Source organism: Clostridium rectalis (assembly GCF_900626095.1).
In the GTDB taxonomy this organism is placed as follows: domain Bacteria; phylum Bacillota; class Clostridia; order Clostridiales; family Clostridiaceae; genus Clostridium_AS; species Clostridium_AS rectalis.
The window spans coordinates 457,244-480,789 of record NZ_UYZZ01000001.1 but is presented as its reverse complement, the minus strand read 5'-3'; the positions used below and the strand labels follow the sequence as shown (position 1 = coordinate 480,789).

The window sequence follows — 23,546 nt, the reverse complement described above, 5'->3', positions numbered from 1 at the left end:
AATTCTAATTTTTTTATAATGTTTTTACTTTTTTTATATTATTTCACTAAAATGTTTTATTTTTACATTTATTATACTAATTACTGAAATAAATTTCTTACTTTTTATTTAAAATATTATAAGCATTAACAAGTCCTGCACCATAAAATTCTTTTAACCTATTCCCATTTAATTTATCTGCTTTTTCACAAATCTTTTTTTCTATTTCTTTAGGAGTAAGGGTTTTATCCTTGGATAACATCAATCCCGCTATAGCTGAAACTTTTGGGGCAGCTATTGATGTTCCTTCCTCAAACATATAACTATTACCTATTCCAGTACTTAGACACATATCATATATAGACTCTCTTTCAGAATAATCTCCACCTGGTGCTGACACATGAATAAAGCCATCCCCATAATTTGAATATTCTGCTATAATATCATTTCTACCTGTTGCAGAAACATTTATAACACCATCAATCCCCCCTGGGATTTCACAAGTAACACCTTCATATTCAAATCCATCTTCTTTATCTCGCTTATTAAGAAATTCAGTTAAGAGCTCTCCATCTGTACAATCTAATCCGTCATTTCCTGATGCAGTTACTACTGAAACATTATGGTTTACTGCATATTCAATAGAACGTTTATATAGTTCATATTCAGCCATATCATCACCAAGATCATATCTAATTCCCGTTTCTGGGTCAGTCCAATAACATTTTCCTTTTATATCATAACCAGCCATACTTAAATTAATAACATTCGCACCATCATCAGTAGCTTTTATTATAGCGGAGCAAACTATTGTAGCATTTGTTTGTCCATTTGAATCAAAGACTCTATAACTTTTAAATCCAATATCAGGAGCCACCCCTTTAATTCTTCCATTTCCAGCAATACTTCCAGATATATATGTGCCATGTCCTAATCTATCTTCTATATCCTCTGGTTCTCCAGTTTCAGTTTTATTGCCATTAAAATTTTTAGGAATAAAATTTTCACCACCTAAAAGATTATTTTTTAAGTCAGCATGGTTCTTATCTATTCCGGAATCTAAAATGGCTATTACTACATCATGACTACCTGTTCCTAATTCAAAACTCTTACCATTATTAGTTACCTTTTTTATATCCCATTGATATAATTTATATAAATCCCCTTCTTGGTATTCACTACTTCTTTTGCTCCTTCTACTTTCCCTAAATTTAATAGTTCTTTCCTTTGGTATCTTAACATTATGATTTGGAACCAATGCCTTAACAGTATTATAAGATTTAATTTCTGGTATAAGTTTAGCTTCACATTTAACTTCTATACCTCCAACTTGTGATAATGTATTTAGTATAGCTCCCCCAGACTTCTCTATAAATTTATTAACATTTGTATCAATCCTATCGTCATTAAATAAAATAATAAGATGGATTTCGCTATGTGAACCCATTTTACTAGCTTGTACTTTATTCACTAAAAATAAGCTACTAAATACTAAAATTGCAAATAAAAAAGAACAACTTTTTTTCAATATTTTTCTTTTTTTCATTTTTATTCCCCCTTACTTTCATTTCATTTATAATATAACATATTTTTACTATTATATCATTTTATAGTTCATAAATTAAAAGTATATAATGCTTAGTCTCATGTTTTATTAAGTTATACTTTTTCAAATTTCAAAAGCTGCATCAATTTCTTTTTATTAAATTGATGCAGCTTTAAAATATCTATACATAATTTTAAAATTAACGAATTTTTCTACCCTCCCACTTTTTGAACCATACCATTCCAGCAATGGCTACTAAAATAAAAGATATGGTTGCAATAGATAATCCTTTATATATTTCTTTCATTAACACTTTCTTTAAGATCTCATTTATATTTTCTATAGTATTCAAACCTTTAAATTTTATAAACCCTTTTAATGTATAACATGGTAGTGAACTAAGCCTTCCAGACCAAGCCCAAGGTACAAAATTCCAAACCTTGTCTCCTAAGCCTGTTTGAAGTAATGCTCCAGAAACGCTTCCGCCTACTCCTACTGCAATGGTAGCACCTATACCAAAATTTAAGCTTATAATAAGATATACTACATATAAAAATAACGCTCCTATAGTCCCAAATATTGTTCCTTGTAGAAAAACTCCATACTGAATATCTATTCCGGGAAAAATAAACTTCATTCCTACTAATAGAATTCCTAAAGACACAAGCATATCAATTATAGTAACTAAAATAATCATAAATAACTTTCCCAAATATATATTTTTTCTTGAAATAGGAACCATCAATAGCGCTCTAAAATCTCCTGCATTTTCTTCTTCTATAATATTTAAGCCCGCCAAAATTGATGTGACCATGGGCAATGCTATACCAATTGTTCCAAAATATAGTTCATACACTTTAATCTGAAATGTGTAATTTATATTATAAATAGATATATATGATATTACTAATAAAGAAAACAAAATTGGTACTAGTAATACTATATATCTAAAGGGGGTCCTTTTAGTTTTTCTCCACTCAGATTTAATAGCTCTTATTAAACACATAATTATTAACGTGCCTCCTTTTTAGCAAACCAAATACTTGTTAATAAGGATAACACTGTAAAGCCTACAATTCCTACTAAAATTCCAATTGGTATTACTGCTGAATCTAACAAAGGATCACCAGCCTCTAATAAAGCCCCATTAGGATTTAGTTTCAATATTGGACACATAAGTCTAATATTAAGTGCCCAAGGACATAGATACCATAAACTATTCCCAACTGTAAAAAGTCCTATTATAATTCCCACACAGGTAACTAATATTACCATAAATGTACCTAGGGCTTCTGCGATAAATAAACAAATTGGAATTAATATAAGGGTTGTAATCCATATAGTTAAAATAGCTTTAATTGTTTTATCTATTGGAATAAGATTATTACTATAACTAATGTATAGTAATTTTACTATAAGAAAATTAATTATCATAATTATTGAGGCTATCAATAAATAATAAGCTATAACCATAATTTTACTAATCCACAATGCCTTTAAATTTATATCCTTAGACTTCAAAGTTCTGTAGTTTCCAGCCTTTTTTTCTCTATTAGTAGACAGTATACAAACTATACATACAACAAACGGAATAAAGAAAGCACTCCACCAATTCATTGTATTTGTAAAAAAGTATATATTCATTTGAAGGGATAGAACTAATATATACATAGGCACTATAAAACAAAATTTTTTAGAAAAAGACCTTTTAAACTTTAAATTTTCAGATTGTAACATATTAATCATTGTTAAACTTCCTCCCTATACTGTAGCTACATTCATAAATAATTTTTCTAAATTTTCAGTTTTATTAATTTTATCCTGATATTTTAACTTCCCTTGGTGAATAATGCCTATATATTCAGCTACATGCTCAACCTCTGATAAAATATGACTAGAAAAAATAATTGTTATTCCTTTTTCCTTTAAAGATTTAATCAAATCCCTTAATTCCTGTATACCTAAAGGATCCAAGCCGTTTGTTGGTTCATCTAATATTAATAGCTTTGGCTCATTAAGAAGTGCTATTGCAATACCAAGTCTTTGTTTCATTCCTAAGGAAAATTGTGATGATTTTTTATTTCCTGTGTTTTTTAAATCTACAATATTTAAAACCTCATCGATTTTACTATCTGTAATATTTAGAAGTGTTGTATGAACTTTTAAGTTTTCTCTAGCCGTCAAATTGCCATAAAAGGCTGGAGATTCTATAAGTACACCTATATTCCTAAGATCTTTTCTACTCCATTTATGTCCATCTATAAATATATCACCCTCTGTGGGATATAATAATCCTGCAATCATTTTTAAAGTGGTAGATTTTCCTGCTCCATTTGGGCCCAAAAATCCATAAATACTTCCCTTTTTTATCTTTAAATTAATAGAATCTACGGCCCTTTGTTTTCTAAATTTTTTAGTTAAATTTTTTGTCTCTAAATAATACTCACTCATTTTTTACGCTCCCTTACCTCTTTATGTATAATATCCTATCAAATAAATCTAATGATTTTATAATTAAAACAAAAATAATAGGCTGTTGATAAATTTAATTTATCAACAGCCTATTATTTATTCTAACACTATTATTTCTTTACAATTTCCTATAGGTGGCATACTTCTTGTAACCATTTTATCATAATAACCCAATATACGTATACCATCCTTTAAGTCATTAATAGATAATTCCTTATTGTTTTTACCATCTATAATTTTAGTATGACTATCAACATTAAGTATTATTTTATCATAACCAGATTCAGTTATTTTTTCTCCTTTTAATAAAAAAGATTTCCCTTGATTATTATTTTTTATATTACTTATATTGCCCTCTGTATTCAACAGATTTTCCTTTTCTTTGCCTAAAATTACAACCTTTTGTGGTACATATATAGTTGGTAAATATAATTTCGAACTTAAAATTCCTTCCTTTTCATTAATATAAAGTCTTATATTATACCTAGACTTTATATCATCAATAGATGATTTTTCTCCATTTTCATTTATTATTTCAGTTTTACTACTTATCAAAGTTATGTTTTCGTTATATTTAGACTTAATATAAGCATTATTACCATCATTAAATTTTACTACTTTCTCTACAGTTTGTTTTGATCTATCTATACCTTTATAATCATTTATAACCATAATTTTTCTTCCATAAGACATTGGTGGTATACTTAAAGTAACAGCTGGTCCATATAGTACTCTTACTTTTGTGCCCTCTATTAAATCACTCTTAGTTAATTTTTCACCACTAAATTCATCAATTATTTCACTTTTATCATCAAGAAATATATTTATATCACTCATCTGCATCATAATGCCCTGTTTAGTTTCTAATAAACTAACTATTTTACCTTCCTTACACATTATATCTAATTTTTCTTTTCCACTGTGTATTTTGTCATTTGATATATTTTGGTTAATTGGTACCTTATCCTCTCGTACATTTTCCGCAGCTAATACTCCCTGAACTGGAAAAGTTAGAGAAACACATGTCAACAATAAAGCTATTTTCTTTTTAATCACTAAATTACCTCCTATTTTGTTTTTCACATAACAGCCTATAATTATAACCTTCTTTACATATAATTAAATTCCTTGTTATTTTCATTTTTATCTTTTTACACACTTTTACATTATATTGCATTATACTAAAATTTAGATGATAATATATTAAAATGTTATGTTTAATACATATGTTAGGATATAATTAATATACTAAAATTTTCATTTTAAATATAATTAACATCTTTGTATTTATATTATATTACAAAATTTTTCTCTAAAATCATATAATCGCCTGCTATGTATTATATTTCAATAACTTACACTTATAAGACGACTAAAAAAGAAGAAGCGCTTCATAATTAAGATATTTTTTAATACTCTCCTAAGTAAATTAAGAAAGCTATTATATATTTTATAAAAATTATTTATAAAAATTGTAATATAATAGATGAGTATATTTTTTGTTTTACAATTTATAAATGCAGTAGTACACTCTTTTTAAGTGACTCTATCCTTATTACTAATAAATAAAATTAAAATAGATTTAAAGGAGGAAAAAATGAACAGTAATAAAGTAAAAATTAAGTTAAACCAAAATCAAAAAGAAGATATTATTTCTTCAATAAAAGAATATTTTTCAAATGAGAGAGATGAAGAATTAGGAGATTTAGCTGCTAATTTAATTTTGAATTTTATAATAGAAGAAATAGCACCAGAATTTTACAATCAAGGAGTATATGACTCGTATAAATACATGACTGATAGAATTGAAGATATATTATCGATTCAAAAATACTAATTATTTTTTTAATATATGAAAAATATTTATTAGTGTTTTTTTTAAAATTTAACTGCTTGTTATTATACAAAATATAATAATTAACCTTTGAATAACGCTGTAAAACTTTGTGTTATAGAAAAAAGTTATCCTAAAAGTCCTTAAATAAATATTGCTATTATTTTAAATATCTAATGATTTTTTAATAAAAACCATTAGATATCTTTTTCACAATCCCATTATAACCATCTACAATTACAAAACCTCCATCATCTAAATTTGTTGTTAAATTCCCTACACCCAATACTGAAGGTATATTATATTCACGTGCAACAATAGCCACATGTAATAAGGCACCTCCTGTATCAAAACTACTACCACTGATAATTTGAAAAATGTAGACCCTTCAGGGTCTGTATAGGAACATATTAATATATCCAATTTCTTTAATTTATTAAACTCCTTAGAACTGCTTGTTAAACAAGCTTTCCCTTTTACTAATCCATTACTATCACTTGTTCCATAAAAAACATCTTTTTTATCATCATAAAAAATATCAAATATCATACTATTCCAAGTTTCCTCTGCTTGTTTATGATGCTAACTTCTATTTGAAATTACATCTTTATTTTTAATTTTATTTTTTCATTCTTATAATTCCATTTTGTGTATATAAGTTGAGGATCCCATTATCAATCCCAGCTCTTTAAAAAGCTTATATTTCATATTTTTTAAAATAATTTCAATCTCAAAATCTATAGGTTATATATATATTCTATTTTTAAGGATAAATAAAATAGTTTTTTAACTTTTATCATTTAGGACCCTTTTTACTCTCATTTCATAGGAGTTATTAATAACTTTTATGCCATTAACTGAGTATACATTAGAAATCTCCTTATTATTTATAGTGGCATCTACCTATTCCACCTTCCTATTTAGAATATAGCTTCAGGCTATTATAGCTACTCCAAGATTATAGGAAGCATTAATAATTATTTCATTTTTACCTGTTATGGGATTGGCTATGAACAACACCCCTTAAACTTCTGATTCAACCATTTTCTGTATAACAATAGCCATTCCAACTTTTAAATGATCATATCCATTATTATTTCTATAAGAAAAAGAACGGAAATTCCAAAGAGATGCAAAACACTTTTTTATTCAAAATAATAGTTCTTCTATATCCTTAACATTTAGATACGTTTCCTGTTGCCCTGAAAACTTCCATCCATTAAATCTTCCATTGTAGCAGAAGATCTAGCAACTAAAACAGATCATATAATGTTTTTCCTCATATTTAATCTATAAATTGTTTCTAATAATTTTCCGATGAATCTTTAATATTATGCATACCTCCCTCCTTTATAAATAATATTTATATCCTACAATTATTAAAAACTATTATATACAAAACTTTATAATCAACATATAAGAATGTAGCTAAAATATACAGACAATAATATTTAAAAAATCAATATTTATTAACTGGTCTTTTCATTTATTTTCTCACTATTATATTTATACCATACAAACTTTATAGTAGCATAATCAATTTCTGCTGGTAAAGCTTCCTTAATAGGTTTTAACCTATTACCTCCTATTTTTTCAATGGCCTCCCATATTAATTTTTTCCAAGTATGGTCTATAAAATTATCTGTATTTACCTCCATACCCTCCATTAAACATTTCAATAAATGTTCTTTTACAGTGCTTACTGCCAAACCTCTTTCCTTTGCAATAGTACCTAAGTTATTTCCTGTTATATATAAATTATAGGTTACTATATGAGTTTTAGTTTTTTCCTCCTTTCCTAAATTCTCTGTTTTAAATCTGTCTATCTGTATATTATTATCTTTAACATAATCTTTAATTGTTTCAACAAATAATTTTCCATATACTTTTGATTTCCTTTCTCCAATTCCTTTAATTAAAATAAAATCATCTACATTAGTAGGCATAACTTCACTAAGCTCTTTTAATGTAGAGTCATGAAAAATCATAAAAGGTGGAACATTTTCAGTACTAGATATTTCTTTTCTAAGTTCCTTTAATATATTAAATAAGGTGTTATCTGGTTTATTTACCTTTTTCACCTTACTAACTTTCATAAATACACTTTCTATTCCCCTTAAAACCTGATAAGATTTAGATGTTAATTTTACAACAGGATATTTGTCATCTGTAGTTGCCAAATATTCATCAGCTATAAGCTTATTTATTAGTGCCACAATATTTTTTTGTGGAAATTCTTTCATTATTCCATAAGTAGATACTTCATTTAATCCTGAATTTAATACTTTCTTATTTTTAGAGCCCTTTAACACATCTGCCACCATAGTAACACCGAATCTCCCCTGCATCCTATAAACACAAGAAAGTATTTTTTGCGCCTCTAAAGTTATATCCTTTTCTTCCCTATCATCTTTACAATTACTGCAGTTATTACAGTTCTTTAATACATTTTTCTCCCCAAAATATTCTAGTATGTATGCCCTCAAACATTTAGATGTATAACAATAATCCACCATTGCTCTTAATTTATTATACTCATAATTTTTTCTATCTGGTGACATTAAACTTGCATCTATAAAATATTTTTGTATTTGTATATCTTTTGGTGAAAATAACAATATACACTGACTTTCCTCTCCATCTCTTCCAGCACGTCCTGCCTCTTGATAATATGCTTCCATATTTTTAGGTATATTATAATGTATTACAAATCTTACATTAGATTTATCTATCCCCATACCAAAAGCATTAGTTGCTATCATAATATGTATATTGTCAAAAGAAAAATCCTCTTGAGCTTTTTTTCTTTCTTTATCATTAAGCCCTGCATGATATACTGAAGCTTTATAACCTTTAGAGCTTATTTTATTATAGAGAGTTTGGGCTTCCTTTCTTGTTGAGGTATATATTATACCCGTATTACCCTTATTATTCTCCAAAAAATCATATATAAAATTCTCTTTATTTTCTCCTTTTATTACTTCAAAACTTAAATTTGGTCTATCAAACCCTGTCAAAAATACATTGGGATTATTTAAAGCTAGTAATTTTAATATATCTTTCTGTACTACTTCCGTAGCTGTAGCTGTAAAAGCTCCAACTATAGGTCTTTTATCCAATCTTTCTATAAATTCTTTTACTCTTCTATAGCTTGGTCTAAAATCATGTCCCCATTGTGATACACAATGAGCCTCATCCACTGCTACTAATGAAATATGTATACTATTTAAGCTATTACAAAAATCTTTGGATTCTAGTCTCTCTGGTGCAACGTAAATAAGTGTATATTGTCCACTTTCAGCATTAAATAACCTTTCCTGTATCTCTAAATCATTAAGTGAGCTATTTATATAAGTCGCTTCTACTCCTAATTCCTTTAAAGAATCCACTTGGTCTTTCATAAGAGATATAAGTGGAGATACTACTATAGTTACTCCCTTTAATAGTATTGCTGGGACTTGATAACAAATAGATTTTCCTGCTCCCGTTGGCATAATTGCTACAGTATCTTCCTTATTTAAAATACTTTGAATTACCTTTTCCTGTGATTTTCTAAATTCATCATATCCAAAATATTTTTTTAAAATTTTCTTAGCATTTTGTAACATTATATCTGCCTGCCTTTCTTTTCATAGTTATTCTTTGCCTATGTACAATTATATCCTAATTGTAAAAAATAAACCTCCCTATTTGCATAGAGAGGTTTATTTTCCTATAGCGTATAATCACTTTTAGATCTTTTTACTGCTTCATGCCATCCTTTTAAGAGATTTTCTCTTTGTTTTTCACCCATTTGCCCAATAAATTCTTTATCAATTGCATTATTTCTTAATATATCATCTTTATTTTCCCAAAACTTTACTGAAAGCCCTGATAAATAGGCCGCTCCTAACGCTGCTGTACTTTCAATATCCTTATGTCTTTGAACTTTACAATTTAGTATATCCGCTTGAAACTTCATTACAAAGCTATTCATAGATGTTTCTCCATCAACTCTTAAGTGCTTAAGTCTAATACCTGACTCCTCTTCCATTACCTTTAACACATCACAGCTTTGATAAGCTAAAGATTCAAGTACAGCTCTAATAAAATGTTCTTTCTTACTTCCTCTAGTCAATCCTACAACTACTCCCTTAGCTTCAGTATCCCAGTATGGTGCCCCAAGACCAGCAAAAGCTGGCACCATATATACTCCATTTGTATCTGTCACTGTCAAAGCATATTCTATTGAATCTTGTGGGGTTTTTATCATTCTAAGATCCTCACTAATCCATTTTATTGCTTCTCCTGCCATAAATATACTTCCTTCTAAAGCATATTTAACCTCATTATCTGTAGCCCATGCAATTGTAGTTAAAAGACCTTTATTAGATTTTATAGGTTTGTCTCCTATATTCATAAGCATAAAGCAACCAGTACTGTATGTGTTTTTTGCCATACCATCTTCAAAAGAAGTTTGACCAAATAAAGCCGCTTGTTGGTCTCCTGCTATACCTGATACAGCTATTTCTTTCCCAAATAAAACTTTATCTGAATGACCAAATAAATGACTAGATGGCATAACTTCAGGCATCATAGCTATTGGAATGTCAAAGTAACTTAAAAGTTCTTCATCCCATTGTAGAGTATTTATATTAAACAACATAGTTCTAGATGCATTAGTATAATCAGTTATATGTTTCTCCCCTTTAGTTAAATTCCACAAAAGCCATGAATCTATAGTCCCAAAACACAAATTACCTTTTTCTGCTTCTTTCCTAGCTCCATGAACATTATCAAGTATCCATTTTAATTTTGTTGCAGAAAAATATGGATGTAATATTAAACCCGTTTTTTCATTTATTCTCCTAGTTATTTCATTGTTGTTAATTTGTTCGCAATATTCCCCAGTTCTTGAACACTGCCATGATATAGCATTATAAATTGGTACTCCAGTTCTTCTATCCCATACTACAAAAGTCTCTCTTTGATTTGTAATTCCTATAGAAACAATGTCTTTTGAAGATATATTAAACCTTGCCATAGTTTCTATAGCTGCAGAAAATTGAGTGGCCCATATCTCTATAGCATCATGTTCTACCCATTGTGTCTCCGGATATATGGTTTTTATTTCCCTTTCAGCTTCCCCTATAATTTCTCCATTCTTATTAAATAATACACATCTAGACTTTGTACTTTTTTGGTCAAACACCATTATATATTTCCCCATTTTTACCCTCCTAAATAATTATACTAATAATTTAAAAAACCAAATAAAGATAGATATCTATCCTTATTTGGCTCTCTTATTCTCTGCCATTAATATTAATTTGACTTACGTTTACATTATATAATTCTTTTATATATATTTCAACTTTTTTTCAATATAAAACTTATATTTCACAAAAATTTCATTAAAATAGACTAATATTTCAAATTATTGCAATATATATTTATAGCTTCACTTAAAAATTTTGCAAGGCCTTTCTTATATTTATCAATATTTTTAGTAAATCGTTTATCTACAATATAAAGCTCCCCTAACCCTCTAAAATTATCAATGCTACATTCATAAAAATTATCTGTTATAAATTTTCTCCATGCACCTACAGCTTCTTGAACCTCATGATTATGTGGTTCTCTATCCATTAAAAGTGCAACCTTTTCACATATCTTCTCTGCCTCGTTCATAATATTAATCCAATTATCCTTAGTATACTTTGCTGTTTTTTCTTTACTTTGTTTATATTCTTTGCTACTTCCATACTTTTCTTTTGTTTCTTTTGCATATTCTCTTTTGTGCTTTTCTATCTGTGTCATATCAAAAGGTTTAAACAAATCATTACTATTCATTTTTACTCCTTCATCTAATGATTTTAATGTTTTGTCCAAAGATTTAATAATTCTTTCCATCCTTTCTTTTTTTTCAATTAGCAATCTTTTATGAGCCTTCAATGCATTTTTACTATTAAATCCCGGATTATCTAATAAATTTTTTATTTCTTGAAGGCTAAAATCTAATTCTTTATAAAATAAAATTTGTTGTAATTTTTCAAGATTTCTGTATGTGTATAACCTATACCCATTAGATTTTATATAGTCTGGTTTTAATAATCCAATCTTATGATAATGATGCAACATACGCACACTTATACCTGCCATATCTGCAACTTCTTTTATCTTATAATACATTTATTCACCTCCAATTATATAGTAATCTATGACACAGTGTTAAAGTCAATAAATTTATTTATTAAAATCAATAAACCCGTTCATGAAAATAAATTTATATATTCTTACTCATATTGATAATATATTTTTGGGATTTATATCCATTATTCATATAAAAACCTTCCGTTTTGTGATTTTTAATCGTAAGTAATTGTATAGATTTTATTCCTCTCTCTTTTAGCTCCCTTTCTAAAATATCTATCATCTTACTTCCAATTCCTCTTCCTTGAATAGTTTTATCTACAAAAAATTCTTTCAAATTATAGTACATTCCTTCATACCATTGTTCATAATTCCCCATAATTACTCCTACAATTTTATTATCTATCTTATAAACTAGCCCATTAAATTTTGGAGTGTAATATATATCTTCTAATCTTTTAAAAGCAGTATTAAAATCCCACTTGTCATTCCATGGCTCACTTTTAAAAGCATCTATAAATAAGTATATACATTCTTTTAAATCCTTATATTTAAACTCTTCAATACATTCTTCCATTATACTTCCTCCTTTATTTATAACTATTATCCATATACAATGTATTTTTAATTGTACCATATTTTATAATGTAAAATCCCATATTAATTAACTCAGTATTTTAAAATATGTTATTATATTAATAAATGGATTACCATGTTAATATATTTACCATGACATTAAATAGAAAGGAGCTTATAATTTATATGAAAAAAATTTTTTTAGATACAGAAACAACTGGTTTAAATCCCGGTCAAATTCTTCAACTTACTTATTGCGTATGTGAAATAAATAAACAGGGATTAGAAAAAGTATCTTTTGCAAAAAACTTCTTTTTTTCCGTTGATTATATAGAACCTTCTGCTCAAGCAATACACGGATTTAATGTAGAAAATTTAAAAAATCTATCTATGGGAAAAACCTTTAGAGATGCGGCAAAAGAAATTGCTAAAGACTTAAAAGATGGAATATTTATTGCCCATAATGTGAAATTCGATAAAAAGTTTATTGCTGCAGAGTTTGAAAGATTAAACTCAATTATTTGGAATCCAAAAGATTTCTTTTGCACAATGGAATATTTTAAACCTATAGTACAAGCCAAATCTAAAACAGGTAGAATTAAAAATCCCAGTTTAGAAGAAACTTTAACATTCCTTGATGTAAATAAAAATAGCTTATCCAATGGTGCTAAAAGACTCTTTAATTGTGATAATATAAGCTTTCATGATGCTAGATACGATGTAGCCTCCCTTGTATCTTGTTATTATAAAGCTAAAAAATTAGGTTATAATTTATAGCACTAAATTCTTACATATTAATAATATTTAAAAACTGATTATATAAAACAAGCTAGAGTTTAACTACAAACCCTAGCTTTTCCTTAAATCTCCATAATAATAGGAAGTATAATTGGTCTTCTTTTTGTCTTTTCATATAAATATTTTTCCACGGATTTTTTCATATTATTTTTGAGTACATACCATTCAATTATTTTATTTTCCAAACAGTTATCTAATTCTTTTTTTACAATATCCTTTACATCATTAATTAACTTTTCTGATTCTCTAGCATAAATAAAGCCCCTTGTAATTACATCTGGTCCCGCTATAACACTATATGTTTCTTTCTCTAAAGTTACAACTATAGTTAACATTCCATCCTGAGCTAAATATTTTCTGTCACGAAGCACTATATTCCCAACATCTCCTACTCCAATTCCGTCTACAAAAACTTCACCTGTAGGAACTTTACCACAAATCTTAGCACTTCCTTTAGATAATTCTAAAACTTCTCCTCTTTCTAAGGTAAATATATTTTCTTTTTTCATTCTCAATTGTTCTGCTAATTCAGCATGATGTTTTAAGTGTCTATATTCTCCATGAACTGGCATAAAGAATTTAGGATGAACTAAAGTGTGAATAAGTTTTAGTTCCTCTTCGTAAGCATGCCCGGATACATGCACCTCTTCTAAAGCCTCATATATTACATCTGCCCCCTTTTTAAGCAATTCATTAATTACCCTAGATATAAGTTTTTCATTTCCTGGTATTGGAGAAGCAGAAATTATAAATAAATCATTAGGCTGTATACTAATCTTTCTATGGTTTGAAAAAGCTATTCTAGCCAATGCAGCCATAGATTCTCCTTGACTACCTGTAGTTATTATAGTAACTTTTTCATTAGGATAATTACGCAATTCATCTACACTTATAATAGAAGTTTCTGGTATATGTAGATAACCCAATTCCATAGCTACTTTTGAAATGTTTTCCATACTCCTTCCACTAAACGCTACTTTTCTTTCATATTTCATAGATGCATTTGCTATTTGTTGCATTCTGTGTATATTAGAAGCAAATGTAGCAACAATTACTCTTCCTTTAGCTTTAGAAAATATCCTAGTTAAAGTTTCACCTATTGATTTTTCAGAAATTGAGTGTCCTTTACGATGAACATTAGTACTATCAGCCATAAGTAATAATACACCTTTTTTCCCTATTTCAGATATACGTTCTAAATCCATTACTAAACCGTCTATAGGTGTGTAATCTATTTTAAAATCTCCAGTATGTAATATTGTTCCTACTGGAGTATAAACTGCAATTGAACAAGAGTCTGCTATACTATGGGTATTTCTAATAAATTCAACTTGAAAATAATTTTTTTCAATTTTATCTCCAGCACTTACGACAAATAAATTACAATCAGAAAGTATTTTTTGTTCTTTGAGTTTATTTTCAACTATACCTAATGTTAATTTTGTTCCATAAACAGGTACATTCAATTGTTTTAAAACATATGGAAGTGATCCAATATGATCTTCATGACCATGTGTCAAAAAGATTCCTTTTACTTTATCTGAATTGTTTAATAAATAAGTAATATCTGGAATTACCAAATCTACTCCATACATTTCTTCATCTGGAAATGATATACCACAATCAATAACTATAATTTCATCTCTATATTCAATAGCCGTTATATTTTTACCTATCTCGCCAATTCCTCCAAGTGGAATCACTTTTACACTATGATTACCTTTCATAAATTTTACCCCCTTACATTAATTAATTTTTATCTCCATACTATTTTGGCTTCTATAAATAAATTATATTCTATATATCTTTTCAACTTTCCATGTAAAATTCCTTTTCATTTATAAAATAAAACTGTAGAATTTTAAAAATCTACAGTTTCACTTTATTATTTTTTATTATTAGTTGAAGTTTTTACATTCTCATTATTATTATTCTCTTCACTATAAGATTTATTCTTATATGTATTATCACTTTCATTTTCAAAAGTACTAGTGGTTATAGTTTCTTCATTACTCACTGTATTTTCATTAGTATTATTACTACTTGAAAATAAATTTACAAAAAAACTTTTAATATTTTCCCATAATTTACTAAAAAAGCCTTTAGCTTCTTCACTGGATAAAGTATCCTTTAATTGTTTTGTAACGTCATTTAATTGACCTTTTAATTTTTTAAAATCCAAATCTAATGAATTTATTTTCCCCATTAAGGAAGTTATACTTTTTATATCTTCCTTACTTAAATCTTGATTATAATTGTTAACTACATTTACCACAATTTTCTCTATTTCATTTTCACTTTTCGGTTTTTCTTTAACAACTTCTTTTTTGACTTCATTTATTAATCCAGCAGCCTTATCCTGTCCAATTTTCTCTCCTAAATTACCAGTAACCACAACTTCCTCATTAGCAGCCTTCTTTTTATTTTCATCTATTTTTTTACCTCCGGAACTATTTTCAAATCCCTTTAATATTCCCGTAAGTGCAGCTGTTCCTGATACATTAAAAGGAGCCGATGCTTTTACTACAGCATTTTCTATTCCTGCAGTAATTAATGCATTTCTTATCATATTATCATTAACCCAATATATATTATGTGTAGAAATTTGTAATCCACCCTTATTAGTTGGTTCTACATAAGAACAAGATATAGATCTTGTACCTATTTGTTTTGCGGAAGCTACATCTCCTAAATATTTTTCTTCTTCTTCTTTAGTAACCACTATTATATTAGCCTCTTTTTTATTGACATTAAAATATTTGAGCATATCTTCTTTTTGTTTATCCGTTAAATTAGCCCCTAATGTAACAATTTTATATGCATCTGCATAAACACTTTTAGTTGTGGTCGAAAAAATTAATCCCATAGTTGTTAAAAGGATTAAAAATTTGCTTATACCTTTTTTAAATTTCATGCCTTCACTCTCCTTTACCTGTCCAATATATTATACTATATATTATAAATATAAATAGTAATAAAAATAAATTTTAACATAGTTTTCATAATAGCAAACATTTTAAATAAGAAGGTTTTTCAATTAATATAACAATATTTAATTGTTTTTAATATATTGTGAACTTCCTTATTCATCTCTAAAAAAATTGAAATTCTTTATATTTTTAGAAAAATGAAACATCATTAGGTCTTCCAATATAATAAGTCTTGTTATTTACTTTAAAATTTTTATCCTCTCCAAATATAGTATCATGCATTTTCACATTTAAATTATGATTCTTTTCTATTATAATAAAAAAATACCCATCTCTTTTTAAACTTATACCTTCTTATATTCCATCTTTATGAGTAAAAACACTAAATTATTATGAATATTATTTGTTAAAAATTATTCAATGTGTAATGCTTATATTTTATATAATTAAAATATTTAAAAAAGTTAAAATATTACTTCTTTATTTTTTTAAATAAAACCCCTTATACTTTGATAAAAGTTGTCGTATAATGTAATCAATTAGAGAAAATGATAACTTACAACTAATATTTTGTTATTTTTTTCTCAAATGTTTGATAACGATTTTCAATTTCAAGGAGGTATTTTAATGTTTATACAATGGGAAGGATTTAATATTGGCAATTGGACAGAAACTATTGATGTTAGGGACTTTATTTTCAAAAACTTTTCTGAATATTTAGGGGATGCATCTTTCCTATCCAACTCTACATCAAAAACGTCAAAAGTTTGGGAAAAAGCTAATAACTTAATTATTGAAGAAATAAAAAAAGGTATCATAGATGTAGAAACTACTAAGTTTTCTGGGATTGGCAATTTTGATGCGGGTTATATTGATAAGGATAATGAAGTCATAGTAGGCCTTCAAACTGATGCTCCTTTAAAAAGAATAATGAATCCATATGGTGGTATGAGAATGGTAAAACAATCTCTAAATGAATATGGATTCCAGATGGATATAGGATTAGAAAAAAACTTTAATGAGTTTAAAAAAACTCATAATGATGGAGTATTTGATACTTATAGTAATGCTACTAAAATAGCAAGACATGTAGGCCTTTTAACTGGTTTACCTGATGCTTATGGCAGAGGAAGAATTATTGGAGACTACAGAAGAATAGCCTTATATGGTATTGATTACCTAATAGCTAATAAAAAAATTGATAAAACATATTTAGATGAACAACCAACTACTGAAGAAAATATAAGACGTCGTGAGGAAATATCGGAAGAAATAAAAGCATTAAATAAAATAAAAAAATTTGCAGCTCAATATAAGATTGATATATCCTCCCCTGCTCAAAATTCTAGAGAAGCAGTTCAATTTTTATATTTTGGATACTTAGCTGCAGTTCAAGAAAATAATGGTGCGGCAATGTCCCTTGGTAGAAATACAGCCTTCCTAGATATCTATATAGAAAGAGATTTAAAAAATGGCACACTAACAGAAAACACAGCACAAGAATTAATAGATCAATTAGTTATTAAATTAAGATTAGTAAGACATTTAAGAACTCCTGAATATAATAGTTTATTTGCTGGAGATCCAAATTGGATCACTGAGTCTTTAGGAGGAATGTCTTTATCAGGTAAATCCCTAGTAACCAAAACCACTTATAGGTTTATTCATACTCTAAATAACTTAAGTCCTGCCCCAGAACCAAATATGACAATACTATGGTCTGAAAAATTACCTGAAAATTTTAAAAAATATTGTGCTAAAATGTCTATAGAAACTGATTCGTTGCAATACGAAAATGATGACATGATGAGACATATCTTTGGTGACGATTATGCTATTGCTTGTTGTGTATCTGCTATGCAAATAGGTAAACAGATGCAATTTTTTGGTGCACGAGCTAATCTTGCTAAATCATTATTATATGCTATTAACGGTGGTATTGATGAAATTAAAAAAAATAAAGATGGTAGCCTAATTACTGTAGTACCTGGCGTTGAAAAAATCACTGAGGATATTTTAGATTACAATAAAGTAAAATTCAACTATGATAAGGTATTAGACTACGTAGCTAAACTTTATGTAGATACAATGAACGTAATACATTATATGCATGATAAATATGCTTATGAAGCTGGACAAATGGCACTGCATGATACAAATATTGGAAGATATATTTCCTTTGGAATAGCTGGTCTTTCTTGTGCCGCAGATTCATTAAGCGCAATAAAATACGCTAAGGTTAAGCCAATTAGAAACGAAGATGGTATTGCTGTAGATTTTGAGGTATATGGTAGTTTCCCTAAATTTGGAAACGACGATGATGAAGTAGATGATTTTGCCATACAATTAGTAAAAGATTTTACAAAAAAATTAAGAAAACATCCCACTTATAGAAATGCAGATGTATCTTTATCTGCATTAACAATAACTTCTAACGTTGTATACGGAAAAAAGACAGGCTCTACCCCTGATGGAAGAAAAAAAGGAGAGCCTCTAGCTCCTGGTGCTAATCCAATGCATGGAAGAGATATAAATGGTGCCTTAGCTTCTCTAAATTCAGTAGCTAAAATTCCTTATTCACAGTGGTGTCAAGATGGTATTTCAAATACTTTTTCTATAGTTCCAAATGCTCTTGGAATTGAAAAAACTGACCAAATTCATAATTTGGTAACGTTATTAGATGGATATTTTGCACAAAATGCTTTTCATTTAAATGTTAATGTATTAAATAGAGAAACTTTAAAAGACGCCATGGAAAATCCAGATAAATATCCTACTTTAACAATAAGAGTTTCTGGTTATGCTGTTCACTTTAATAGGTTAACTAAAGAACAACAATTGGAAGTTATTAAAAGAACTTTCCACGAAAAAATTTAAAAGGAGTTTTTTATAATGGTAATGGGCAGAATTCATTCTTTTGAAAGTATGGGATTAGTAGATGGTCCTGGTATTAGGAATGTAGTTTTTTTTCAAGGATGCCATCTTAGATGTAAATTTTGTCATAATCCAGATACGTGGGATTATAATGTTGGAACAGAAATTTCTTCAAATCAATTGATAGAAAAAATCATTAGATTCAAACCATACTTTAAAAATGGCGGTGGTGTAACTTTTTCTGGTGGAGAACCTCTTCTTCAACCCAAATTCTTGCTACAAATGCTAAAGCTTTGTAAAGAAAACCATATACATACTGCCATAGATACTGCGGGGTATGGTGAAGGTAATTATGCTGAAATCCTAAAATATGTAGATTTAATTTTGTTAGATATAAAACATGTTAATCCTAAAGACTATAAAAAATTGACTAATAAAAACAAAAAAAAATTTGATTTGTTTTTAGATGAAGTAACAAAAACTAAAACACCTTTATGGATTAGACAAGTTATAGTTCCAAACTTTAACGATTCAAAAGAGTATATTACCCTACTTTCACAATTAATAAAAAACATTAAAATAACTAATAAAATAGAAAAGATAGAACTTCTCCCCTACAATACATTAGGAATAAATAAATATAAATTAATGAATTATAATTATACGCTTTCAAATACTCCTCCTATGAACAAGATAAAATGTAATCAACTTCAAAATAAATTAATAAATCTCATTTAACATAAAGAAAGCTTCCTTAAAATATAAGGAAGCTTTCTTTTTATAAGTTAATTAAATTCTTAAAATATTTCACACTAATTATTTTAAGAATATTTTTCTTTATAATATCTAATAATAGGTTTTTAATACATAAATTAATATGGCTAATATTTTTAATGCAAATCACATTATTTTTTGCTATATTATTATTATAGAGTCTTTATATTATATAAATTTGAAATTATATGTAAAATAATGTTTTATTTTTGATTTTAGGAGGCGGTAAAATGTTTAATATGTGCTATAAACCTATAAACAAAGATACTTGGCATGGCCGTATTGACAGTATCAGCGATTTTGATGCATTTAGATGGCATCAGTGGATTAAACCTATAGATTTATCTAAGGAAACACTACCTTCCTTTTCTGGAAAATTAGGCTTTGCACTTATTGGATTTTGTTGCGATGAAGGTATTAGACGTAATAAAGGACGTATAGGTGCCGCAAAAGGTCCTGAAAGTATTAGAAAAGAATTAGCCAATCTTCCCTGCTGTTTTTCAGAAGAAGTTAGAATTTATGATGCGGGAGATATATATTGTAAAGATATCGCATTAGAAGAAGCTCATGTATTACTTTCTCAAGCAGTATCAAAAATACTAAATTTAAACCTTTTTCCTATTGTACTAGGTGGTGGACATGAAACCACATTTGGTAATTATAAGGGAGTATTAAATTATTTATGTGAAAAAGAGGCTAGGCCACATATCGGTATTATAAATTTTGATGCTCATTTTGATATAAGATCATATCATGATGGATGTAACTCAGGAACAATGTTTAGACAAATTGCTGATTTATGTAAAGAAAAAGATCTTCCATATTCTTATTTTTGCGTAGGTATACAAAAACACAGTAATACTAATTATTTATTTAAAACTGCAGATAACCTGGGTGTAAAGTATATTTTGTCTAAAGATATTTTAAATAGCGATAATTGGAGTATATTTGAACAACTAGATGAATTCATGAAAATGAAAGAGCATATATATATAACCATATGTTCAGATGTATTTTCATCTGCCTATGCTCCAGGAGTGAGTGCAACTCAAGTATTGGGACTAGACCCTGAAAGAGTATTAAAATTTATAAAATATATAGTAAAATCTGATAAAGTTGTAAGTTTTGATATTTGTGAAGTCTCCCCTAGATTTGACCAAGATAATACTACCGCTAATTTAGCTGCAGTAATAATTTTCTCACTAGTTAGTGCTTTGTCCCAGCTTCACAATTTATAACAAATAAAATTCTATTTCAATAGATAACATTATAAGTAGATTTTATAAAGCTATGTTGACAATGGTGTATTTATTAGATATAATGTAAACGATGTAACAATATTAATATTTTTACTAGGTGAAGGATATAAGAGAGTACTTAATTTTAGAAGTCGCCGAAGGGACAAACTTTATTTTATCCCAAAAATAAAGTGAAATTCTCAGGCAAATGGATTATATCTGGATAGACTCTGGACATAAACAGAGAGAACAAACAAGGGGTTTGTTCTCTTTTTATTTTTCAAAATTATTAGTAGTATATTTATTAAAATAAATTTTAATAAAACTTACTAGGTGAAAGGTATAAGAGAGTGCTTAATTTATAAGCCGCCGAAGGGACAAGCTTTATTATTTCCCAAAAATAAAGTGAAATTCTCAGGCAAGTGGATTATATCTGGATAGACTCTGGACATAAACAGAGAGAACAATAATGGGTTTGTTTTCTCTGTATTTTTTGTGTATTAAAAAAACAACAGCAGAAGGGAGAGGATTTTTTTGACAAACTCAAATAAGAAAGGATATCTTTTAGCTTTAATTGCTGGTGCCTCTTGGGGTACCATGGGTATTTTTGTGAAAAATTTAGATCTTATAGGTCTAGATTCTATGACCATATCATCTTTTAGGCCAACTATAGCAATAATTTTTTATCTCATATTTAATTTAATCAAGAATCCTAAGTGTTTTAAAACAGATTTAAAGGGCCTACTTCTATTTGCTATATATGGAATATTCGCTTTAGATGGCATGTTTATTGCTTCCAGTTATGCAGTCAAATACACAGGAGTAGCTACAGCATCTGTGTTACTATTTATAAATCCTATTATAGTGGTTGTATTATCATACTTCCTATTTAAAGAAAGCTTTAATTTTAAAAAGTTTTTAGCCCTTATTTTTGCTTTAATTGGATGCTGTCTAGTTGTAAAGGCTTATGACAGTTCCTCTTTCAAATTAAACTTAATAGGAATTATATGGGGTGTTCTTTCTGGTTTTGCAGTAGCACTACAAAATATTCTGGGTAAAGTTGCAATAAAAAAATATTCACATAAAACATTTTTAGTATATTCATTTTTATTTGGAGCAATATTTTTATGGTTCTTTGCACCACCATGGAAATTAGTAACTTCTATTAATAACAGGTCAACACTTATTAATGTCATTGGCCTTGGGATTATAGCTACACTGGTACCAAATAGCACAATTGTTAAATCACTTAAATACATTGAATCAGGTAAAGCAAGTATTGTAGCTAGTGTAGAACCTGTAATAGCTTCAATACTAGCATTTTTAATATTTGGTGAACTTTTTGAAATCCCTCAACTAGTTGGCATGTTTTTAATTATATTTTCAATAATGTTAATTCAATTGGATGACAATAAAAACATAAATGATACTAACTTTAATAAAGTTAGTGATGAAGTGGCCTTAACCAAAGAATAAAAGTATCAAGGGAAGTATCCCTTGATACTTTTATTATATATATATAACACTTCCTGTATTATTAATAAAAAAATTAGAGTAGGACCTACTGAATAAATCTATAGCTCTGTCCCCAGTGCAGTGCGATACTCCTATAAGTTTAATCTCCATCTCTTTTAACTTATTTATAGTTTTAATAATACGCTGCTCATCTGCTTCTATAAGATGGGTTCCTCCAAATATACCATAAATTTTTTTTAAAGTAACCTTAGAAATTGTATTTAATATATTTATAACTCCAGGATGGGAGCATCCTAATAATATAATCAAACCTTTTTCTGTATCTAAACCTACCACTATTTCATCATCAAAGCTATCTATCACATATTGTTCCTCTTCATTTTTAATCATCATTCTCTCATTTAAATCTTCAAATAGACAATTTCTCTGAAAGTTAGCAAAAACATATATATTATCTATTATTTTTGTCATAGAGCAACCTACATAATTTATATTTATTTCTTTTGATCTTATATAGCTTTCATCGAAATCAATACCAATGTATTTATATGCCCTTAAATCAGTATGATTTTTATTATTATTTAACCGATGATATCTATTTGCATTTTTAAAAAAGTTTTTGTGAATATAAAGCTCTGGTTTAAATTCAAAAGTATCCAAAAGGTTTTTCACTCCACCACAATGATCATAATGTGAGTGACTAAGTATTAAACTCTTAGTAGTATGTAAATTTATATCCAACTTTTTAGAATTGTCTATAATTTTATCACTTTTCCCCGTATCAAATAATATATTTCCTTTAATTGTTTCTATAAAAAAAGACAATCCATGCTCATTAGCTAAATCTTTATTTTTCCCAAAAGAATCTTCTATTAACGTTGTAATTTTCATAAATACTGCTCCTTTATATCAACAAT

At 27.7% G+C, this 23,546-nt stretch carries 20 protein-coding genes and 2 riboswitches; of the genes, 6 read left to right on the top strand and 14 right to left on the bottom strand.

Translation table 11 applies throughout. The annotated features are described in order from the left end of the window. Window positions 1–97: 97 nt before the first annotated feature. The 5 genes from EJL03_RS02190 to EJL03_RS02170 form a co-directional block, all read right to left on the bottom strand. A complete protein-coding gene (locus tag EJL03_RS02190) occupies window positions 98–1,525 on the bottom strand; it encodes a S8 family peptidase (protein WP_125152328.1) in 1,428 nt (475 codons plus the stop codon). 199 nt (window positions 1,526–1,724) lie between these two features. Then, window positions 1,725–2,531 (bottom strand): lantibiotic immunity ABC transporter MutG family permease subunit, encoded by an 807-nt coding sequence (locus EJL03_RS02185; RefSeq protein WP_125152327.1) that lies wholly within the window; start codon window positions 2,529–2,531, stop codon window positions 1,725–1,727. Between the two features lie 5 nt (window positions 2,532–2,536). Beyond that, window positions 2,537–3,271: a lantibiotic immunity ABC transporter MutE/EpiE family permease subunit gene (locus EJL03_RS02180; protein WP_125152326.1), complete on the bottom strand. Its 735-nt coding sequence runs from the start codon at window positions 3,269–3,271 to the stop codon at window positions 2,537–2,539. Between the two features lie 15 nt (window positions 3,272–3,286). After that, window positions 3,287–3,976: a lantibiotic protection ABC transporter ATP-binding protein gene (locus EJL03_RS02175; RefSeq protein WP_125152325.1), complete on the bottom strand. Its 690-nt coding sequence runs from the start codon at window positions 3,974–3,976 to the stop codon at window positions 3,287–3,289. A gap of 117 nt (window positions 3,977–4,093) precedes the next feature. Then, window positions 4,094–5,053 (bottom strand): metallophosphoesterase family protein, encoded by a 960-nt coding sequence (locus EJL03_RS02170; RefSeq protein WP_125152324.1) that lies wholly within the window; start codon window positions 5,051–5,053, stop codon window positions 4,094–4,096. Between the two features lie 541 nt (window positions 5,054–5,594). Between EJL03_RS02170 and EJL03_RS02165 the strand changes: the two genes are divergently transcribed. Beyond that, a complete protein-coding gene (locus tag EJL03_RS02165; protein ID WP_125152323.1) occupies window positions 5,595–5,834 on the top strand; it encodes a DUF2164 domain-containing protein in 240 nt (79 codons plus the stop codon). A 181-nt stretch (window positions 5,835–6,015) separates the two neighbouring features. Here EJL03_RS02165 and EJL03_RS02160 read toward each other — a convergent pair whose 3' ends face one another. The 6 genes from EJL03_RS02160 to EJL03_RS02135 all read right to left on the bottom strand — a co-directional run bounded on the left by EJL03_RS02160 (window position 6,016) and on the right by EJL03_RS02135 (window position 12,540). Further along, window positions 6,016–6,198, bottom strand: coding sequence for a PEP-utilizing enzyme (locus EJL03_RS02160; protein WP_279222055.1), 183 nt, complete (start codon window positions 6,196–6,198; stop codon window positions 6,016–6,018). 656 nt (window positions 6,199–6,854) lie between these two features. Beyond that, window positions 6,855–6,980, bottom strand: a complete 126-nt coding sequence (locus tag EJL03_RS16760; RefSeq protein ID WP_125152451.1) for a PEP/pyruvate-binding domain-containing protein — start codon at window positions 6,978–6,980, stop codon at window positions 6,855–6,857. 320 nt (window positions 6,981–7,300) lie between these two features. Further along, complete coding sequence (gene recQ / locus EJL03_RS02150) at window positions 7,301–9,439, bottom strand: DNA helicase RecQ (protein WP_125152321.1); 2,139 nt, start codon at window positions 9,437–9,439, stop codon at window positions 7,301–7,303. A gap of 104 nt (window positions 9,440–9,543) precedes the next feature. Further along, window positions 9,544–11,040, bottom strand: coding sequence for a glycerol kinase GlpK (glpK, locus tag EJL03_RS02145; protein WP_125152320.1), 1,497 nt, complete (start codon window positions 11,038–11,040; stop codon window positions 9,544–9,546). A gap of 194 nt (window positions 11,041–11,234) precedes the next feature. Next, window positions 11,235–12,002: a MerR family transcriptional regulator gene (locus tag EJL03_RS02140; protein WP_125152319.1), complete on the bottom strand. Its 768-nt coding sequence runs from the start codon at window positions 12,000–12,002 to the stop codon at window positions 11,235–11,237. A gap of 94 nt (window positions 12,003–12,096) precedes the next feature. Next, window positions 12,097–12,540: a GNAT family N-acetyltransferase gene (locus EJL03_RS02135; RefSeq protein ID WP_125152318.1), complete on the bottom strand. Its 444-nt coding sequence runs from the start codon at window positions 12,538–12,540 to the stop codon at window positions 12,097–12,099. A 185-nt stretch (window positions 12,541–12,725) separates the two neighbouring features. Here EJL03_RS02135 and EJL03_RS02130 point away from each other — a divergent pair, with 185 nt between their 5' ends. Further along, window positions 12,726–13,316, top strand: a complete 591-nt coding sequence (locus tag EJL03_RS02130) for a 3'-5' exonuclease (RefSeq protein WP_125152317.1) — start codon at window positions 12,726–12,728, stop codon at window positions 13,314–13,316. An 83-nt stretch (window positions 13,317–13,399) separates the two neighbouring features. Here the strand turns inward: EJL03_RS02130 and EJL03_RS02125 are convergent, their stop codons facing one another. Continuing rightward, window positions 13,400–15,064, bottom strand: a complete 1,665-nt coding sequence (locus EJL03_RS02125; protein WP_125152316.1) for a ribonuclease J — start codon at window positions 15,062–15,064, stop codon at window positions 13,400–13,402. A gap of 158 nt (window positions 15,065–15,222) precedes the next feature. Further along, complete coding sequence (locus EJL03_RS02120) at window positions 15,223–16,251, bottom strand: DUF1002 domain-containing protein (protein WP_125152315.1); 1,029 nt, start codon at window positions 16,249–16,251, stop codon at window positions 15,223–15,225. Window positions 16,252–16,894: 643 nt separating this feature from the next. On the opposite strand from EJL03_RS02120, the gene pflB reads away from it, so the two are divergent. The 4 genes from pflB (at window position 16,895) to EJL03_RS02100 (ending at window position 22,629) form a co-directional block, all read left to right on the top strand. After that, entirely contained in the window at window positions 16,895–19,144 is a 2,250-nt protein-coding gene (gene pflB / locus EJL03_RS02115) for a formate C-acetyltransferase (RefSeq protein ID WP_125152314.1), read from the top strand. A 21-nt stretch (window positions 19,145–19,165) separates the two neighbouring features. Continuing rightward, a complete protein-coding gene (gene pflA, locus EJL03_RS02110) occupies window positions 19,166–19,879 on the top strand; it encodes a pyruvate formate-lyase-activating protein (RefSeq protein WP_341472405.1) in 714 nt (237 codons plus the stop codon). 266 nt (window positions 19,880–20,145) lie between these two features. Further along, entirely contained in the window at window positions 20,146–21,153 is a 1,008-nt protein-coding gene (gene hutG, locus EJL03_RS02105; RefSeq protein WP_125152312.1) for a formimidoylglutamase, read from the top strand. 118 nt (window positions 21,154–21,271) lie between these two features. After that, a riboswitch (glycine riboswitch) is annotated at window positions 21,272–21,379 on the top strand. Between the two features lie 107 nt (window positions 21,380–21,486). Beyond that, window positions 21,487–21,593: riboswitch (glycine riboswitch) on the top strand. Window positions 21,594–21,687: 94 nt separating this feature from the next. After that, window positions 21,688–22,629 (top strand): DMT family transporter, encoded by a 942-nt coding sequence (locus EJL03_RS02100; protein WP_125152311.1) that lies wholly within the window; start codon window positions 21,688–21,690, stop codon window positions 22,627–22,629. A 33-nt stretch (window positions 22,630–22,662) separates the two neighbouring features. Here EJL03_RS02100 and EJL03_RS02095 read toward each other — a convergent pair whose 3' ends face one another. Further along, window positions 22,663–23,520, bottom strand: coding sequence for an MBL fold metallo-hydrolase (locus EJL03_RS02095; protein WP_125152310.1), 858 nt, complete (start codon window positions 23,518–23,520; stop codon window positions 22,663–22,665). Window positions 23,521–23,546: the final 26 nt, after the last annotated feature.

Excerpts from the sequence above, each read along its gene's own strand:
- hutG (WP_125152312.1), top strand. The coding sequence starts at position 20,146 with ATGTTTAATATGTGCTATAAACCTATAAACAAAGATACTTGGCATGGC.
- recQ (WP_125152321.1), bottom strand. The coding sequence starts at position 9,439 with ATGTTACAAAATGCTAAGAAAATTTTAAAAAAATATTTTGGATATGAT.
- EJL03_RS02180 (WP_125152326.1), bottom strand. The coding sequence starts at position 3,271 with ATGATTAATATGTTACAATCTGAAAATTTAAAGTTTAAAAGGTCTTTT.
- EJL03_RS02140 (WP_125152319.1), bottom strand. The coding sequence starts at position 12,002 with ATGTATTATAAGATAAAAGAAGTTGCAGATATGGCAGGTATAAGTGTG.
- EJL03_RS02165 (WP_125152323.1), top strand. The coding sequence starts at position 5,595 with ATGAACAGTAATAAAGTAAAAATTAAGTTAAACCAAAATCAAAAAGAA.
- EJL03_RS02130 (WP_125152317.1), top strand. The coding sequence starts at position 12,726 with ATGAAAAAAATTTTTTTAGATACAGAAACAACTGGTTTAAATCCCGGT.
- EJL03_RS02125 (WP_125152316.1), bottom strand. The coding sequence starts at position 15,064 with ATGAAAGGTAATCATAGTGTAAAAGTGATTCCACTTGGAGGAATTGGC.
- EJL03_RS02095 (WP_125152310.1), bottom strand. The coding sequence starts at position 23,520 with ATGAAAATTACAACGTTAATAGAAGATTCTTTTGGGAAAAATAAAGAT.
- EJL03_RS02185 (WP_125152327.1), bottom strand. The coding sequence starts at position 2,531 with ATGTGTTTAATAAGAGCTATTAAATCTGAGTGGAGAAAAACTAAAAGG.
- glpK (WP_125152320.1), bottom strand. The coding sequence starts at position 11,040 with ATGGGGAAATATATAATGGTGTTTGACCAAAAAAGTACAAAGTCTAGA.
- EJL03_RS02175 (WP_125152325.1), bottom strand. The coding sequence starts at position 3,976 with ATGAGTGAGTATTATTTAGAGACAAAAAATTTAACTAAAAAATTTAGA.
- EJL03_RS02135 (WP_125152318.1), bottom strand. The coding sequence starts at position 12,540 with ATGGAAGAATGTATTGAAGAGTTTAAATATAAGGATTTAAAAGAATGT.
- EJL03_RS02190 (WP_125152328.1), bottom strand. The coding sequence starts at position 1,525 with ATGAAAAAAAGAAAAATATTGAAAAAAAGTTGTTCTTTTTTATTTGCA.
- pflA (WP_341472405.1), top strand. The coding sequence starts at position 19,166 with ATGGGCAGAATTCATTCTTTTGAAAGTATGGGATTAGTAGATGGTCCT.
- EJL03_RS02120 (WP_125152315.1), bottom strand. The coding sequence starts at position 16,251 with ATGAAATTTAAAAAAGGTATAAGCAAATTTTTAATCCTTTTAACAACT.
- pflB (WP_125152314.1), top strand. The coding sequence starts at position 16,895 with ATGTTTATACAATGGGAAGGATTTAATATTGGCAATTGGACAGAAACT.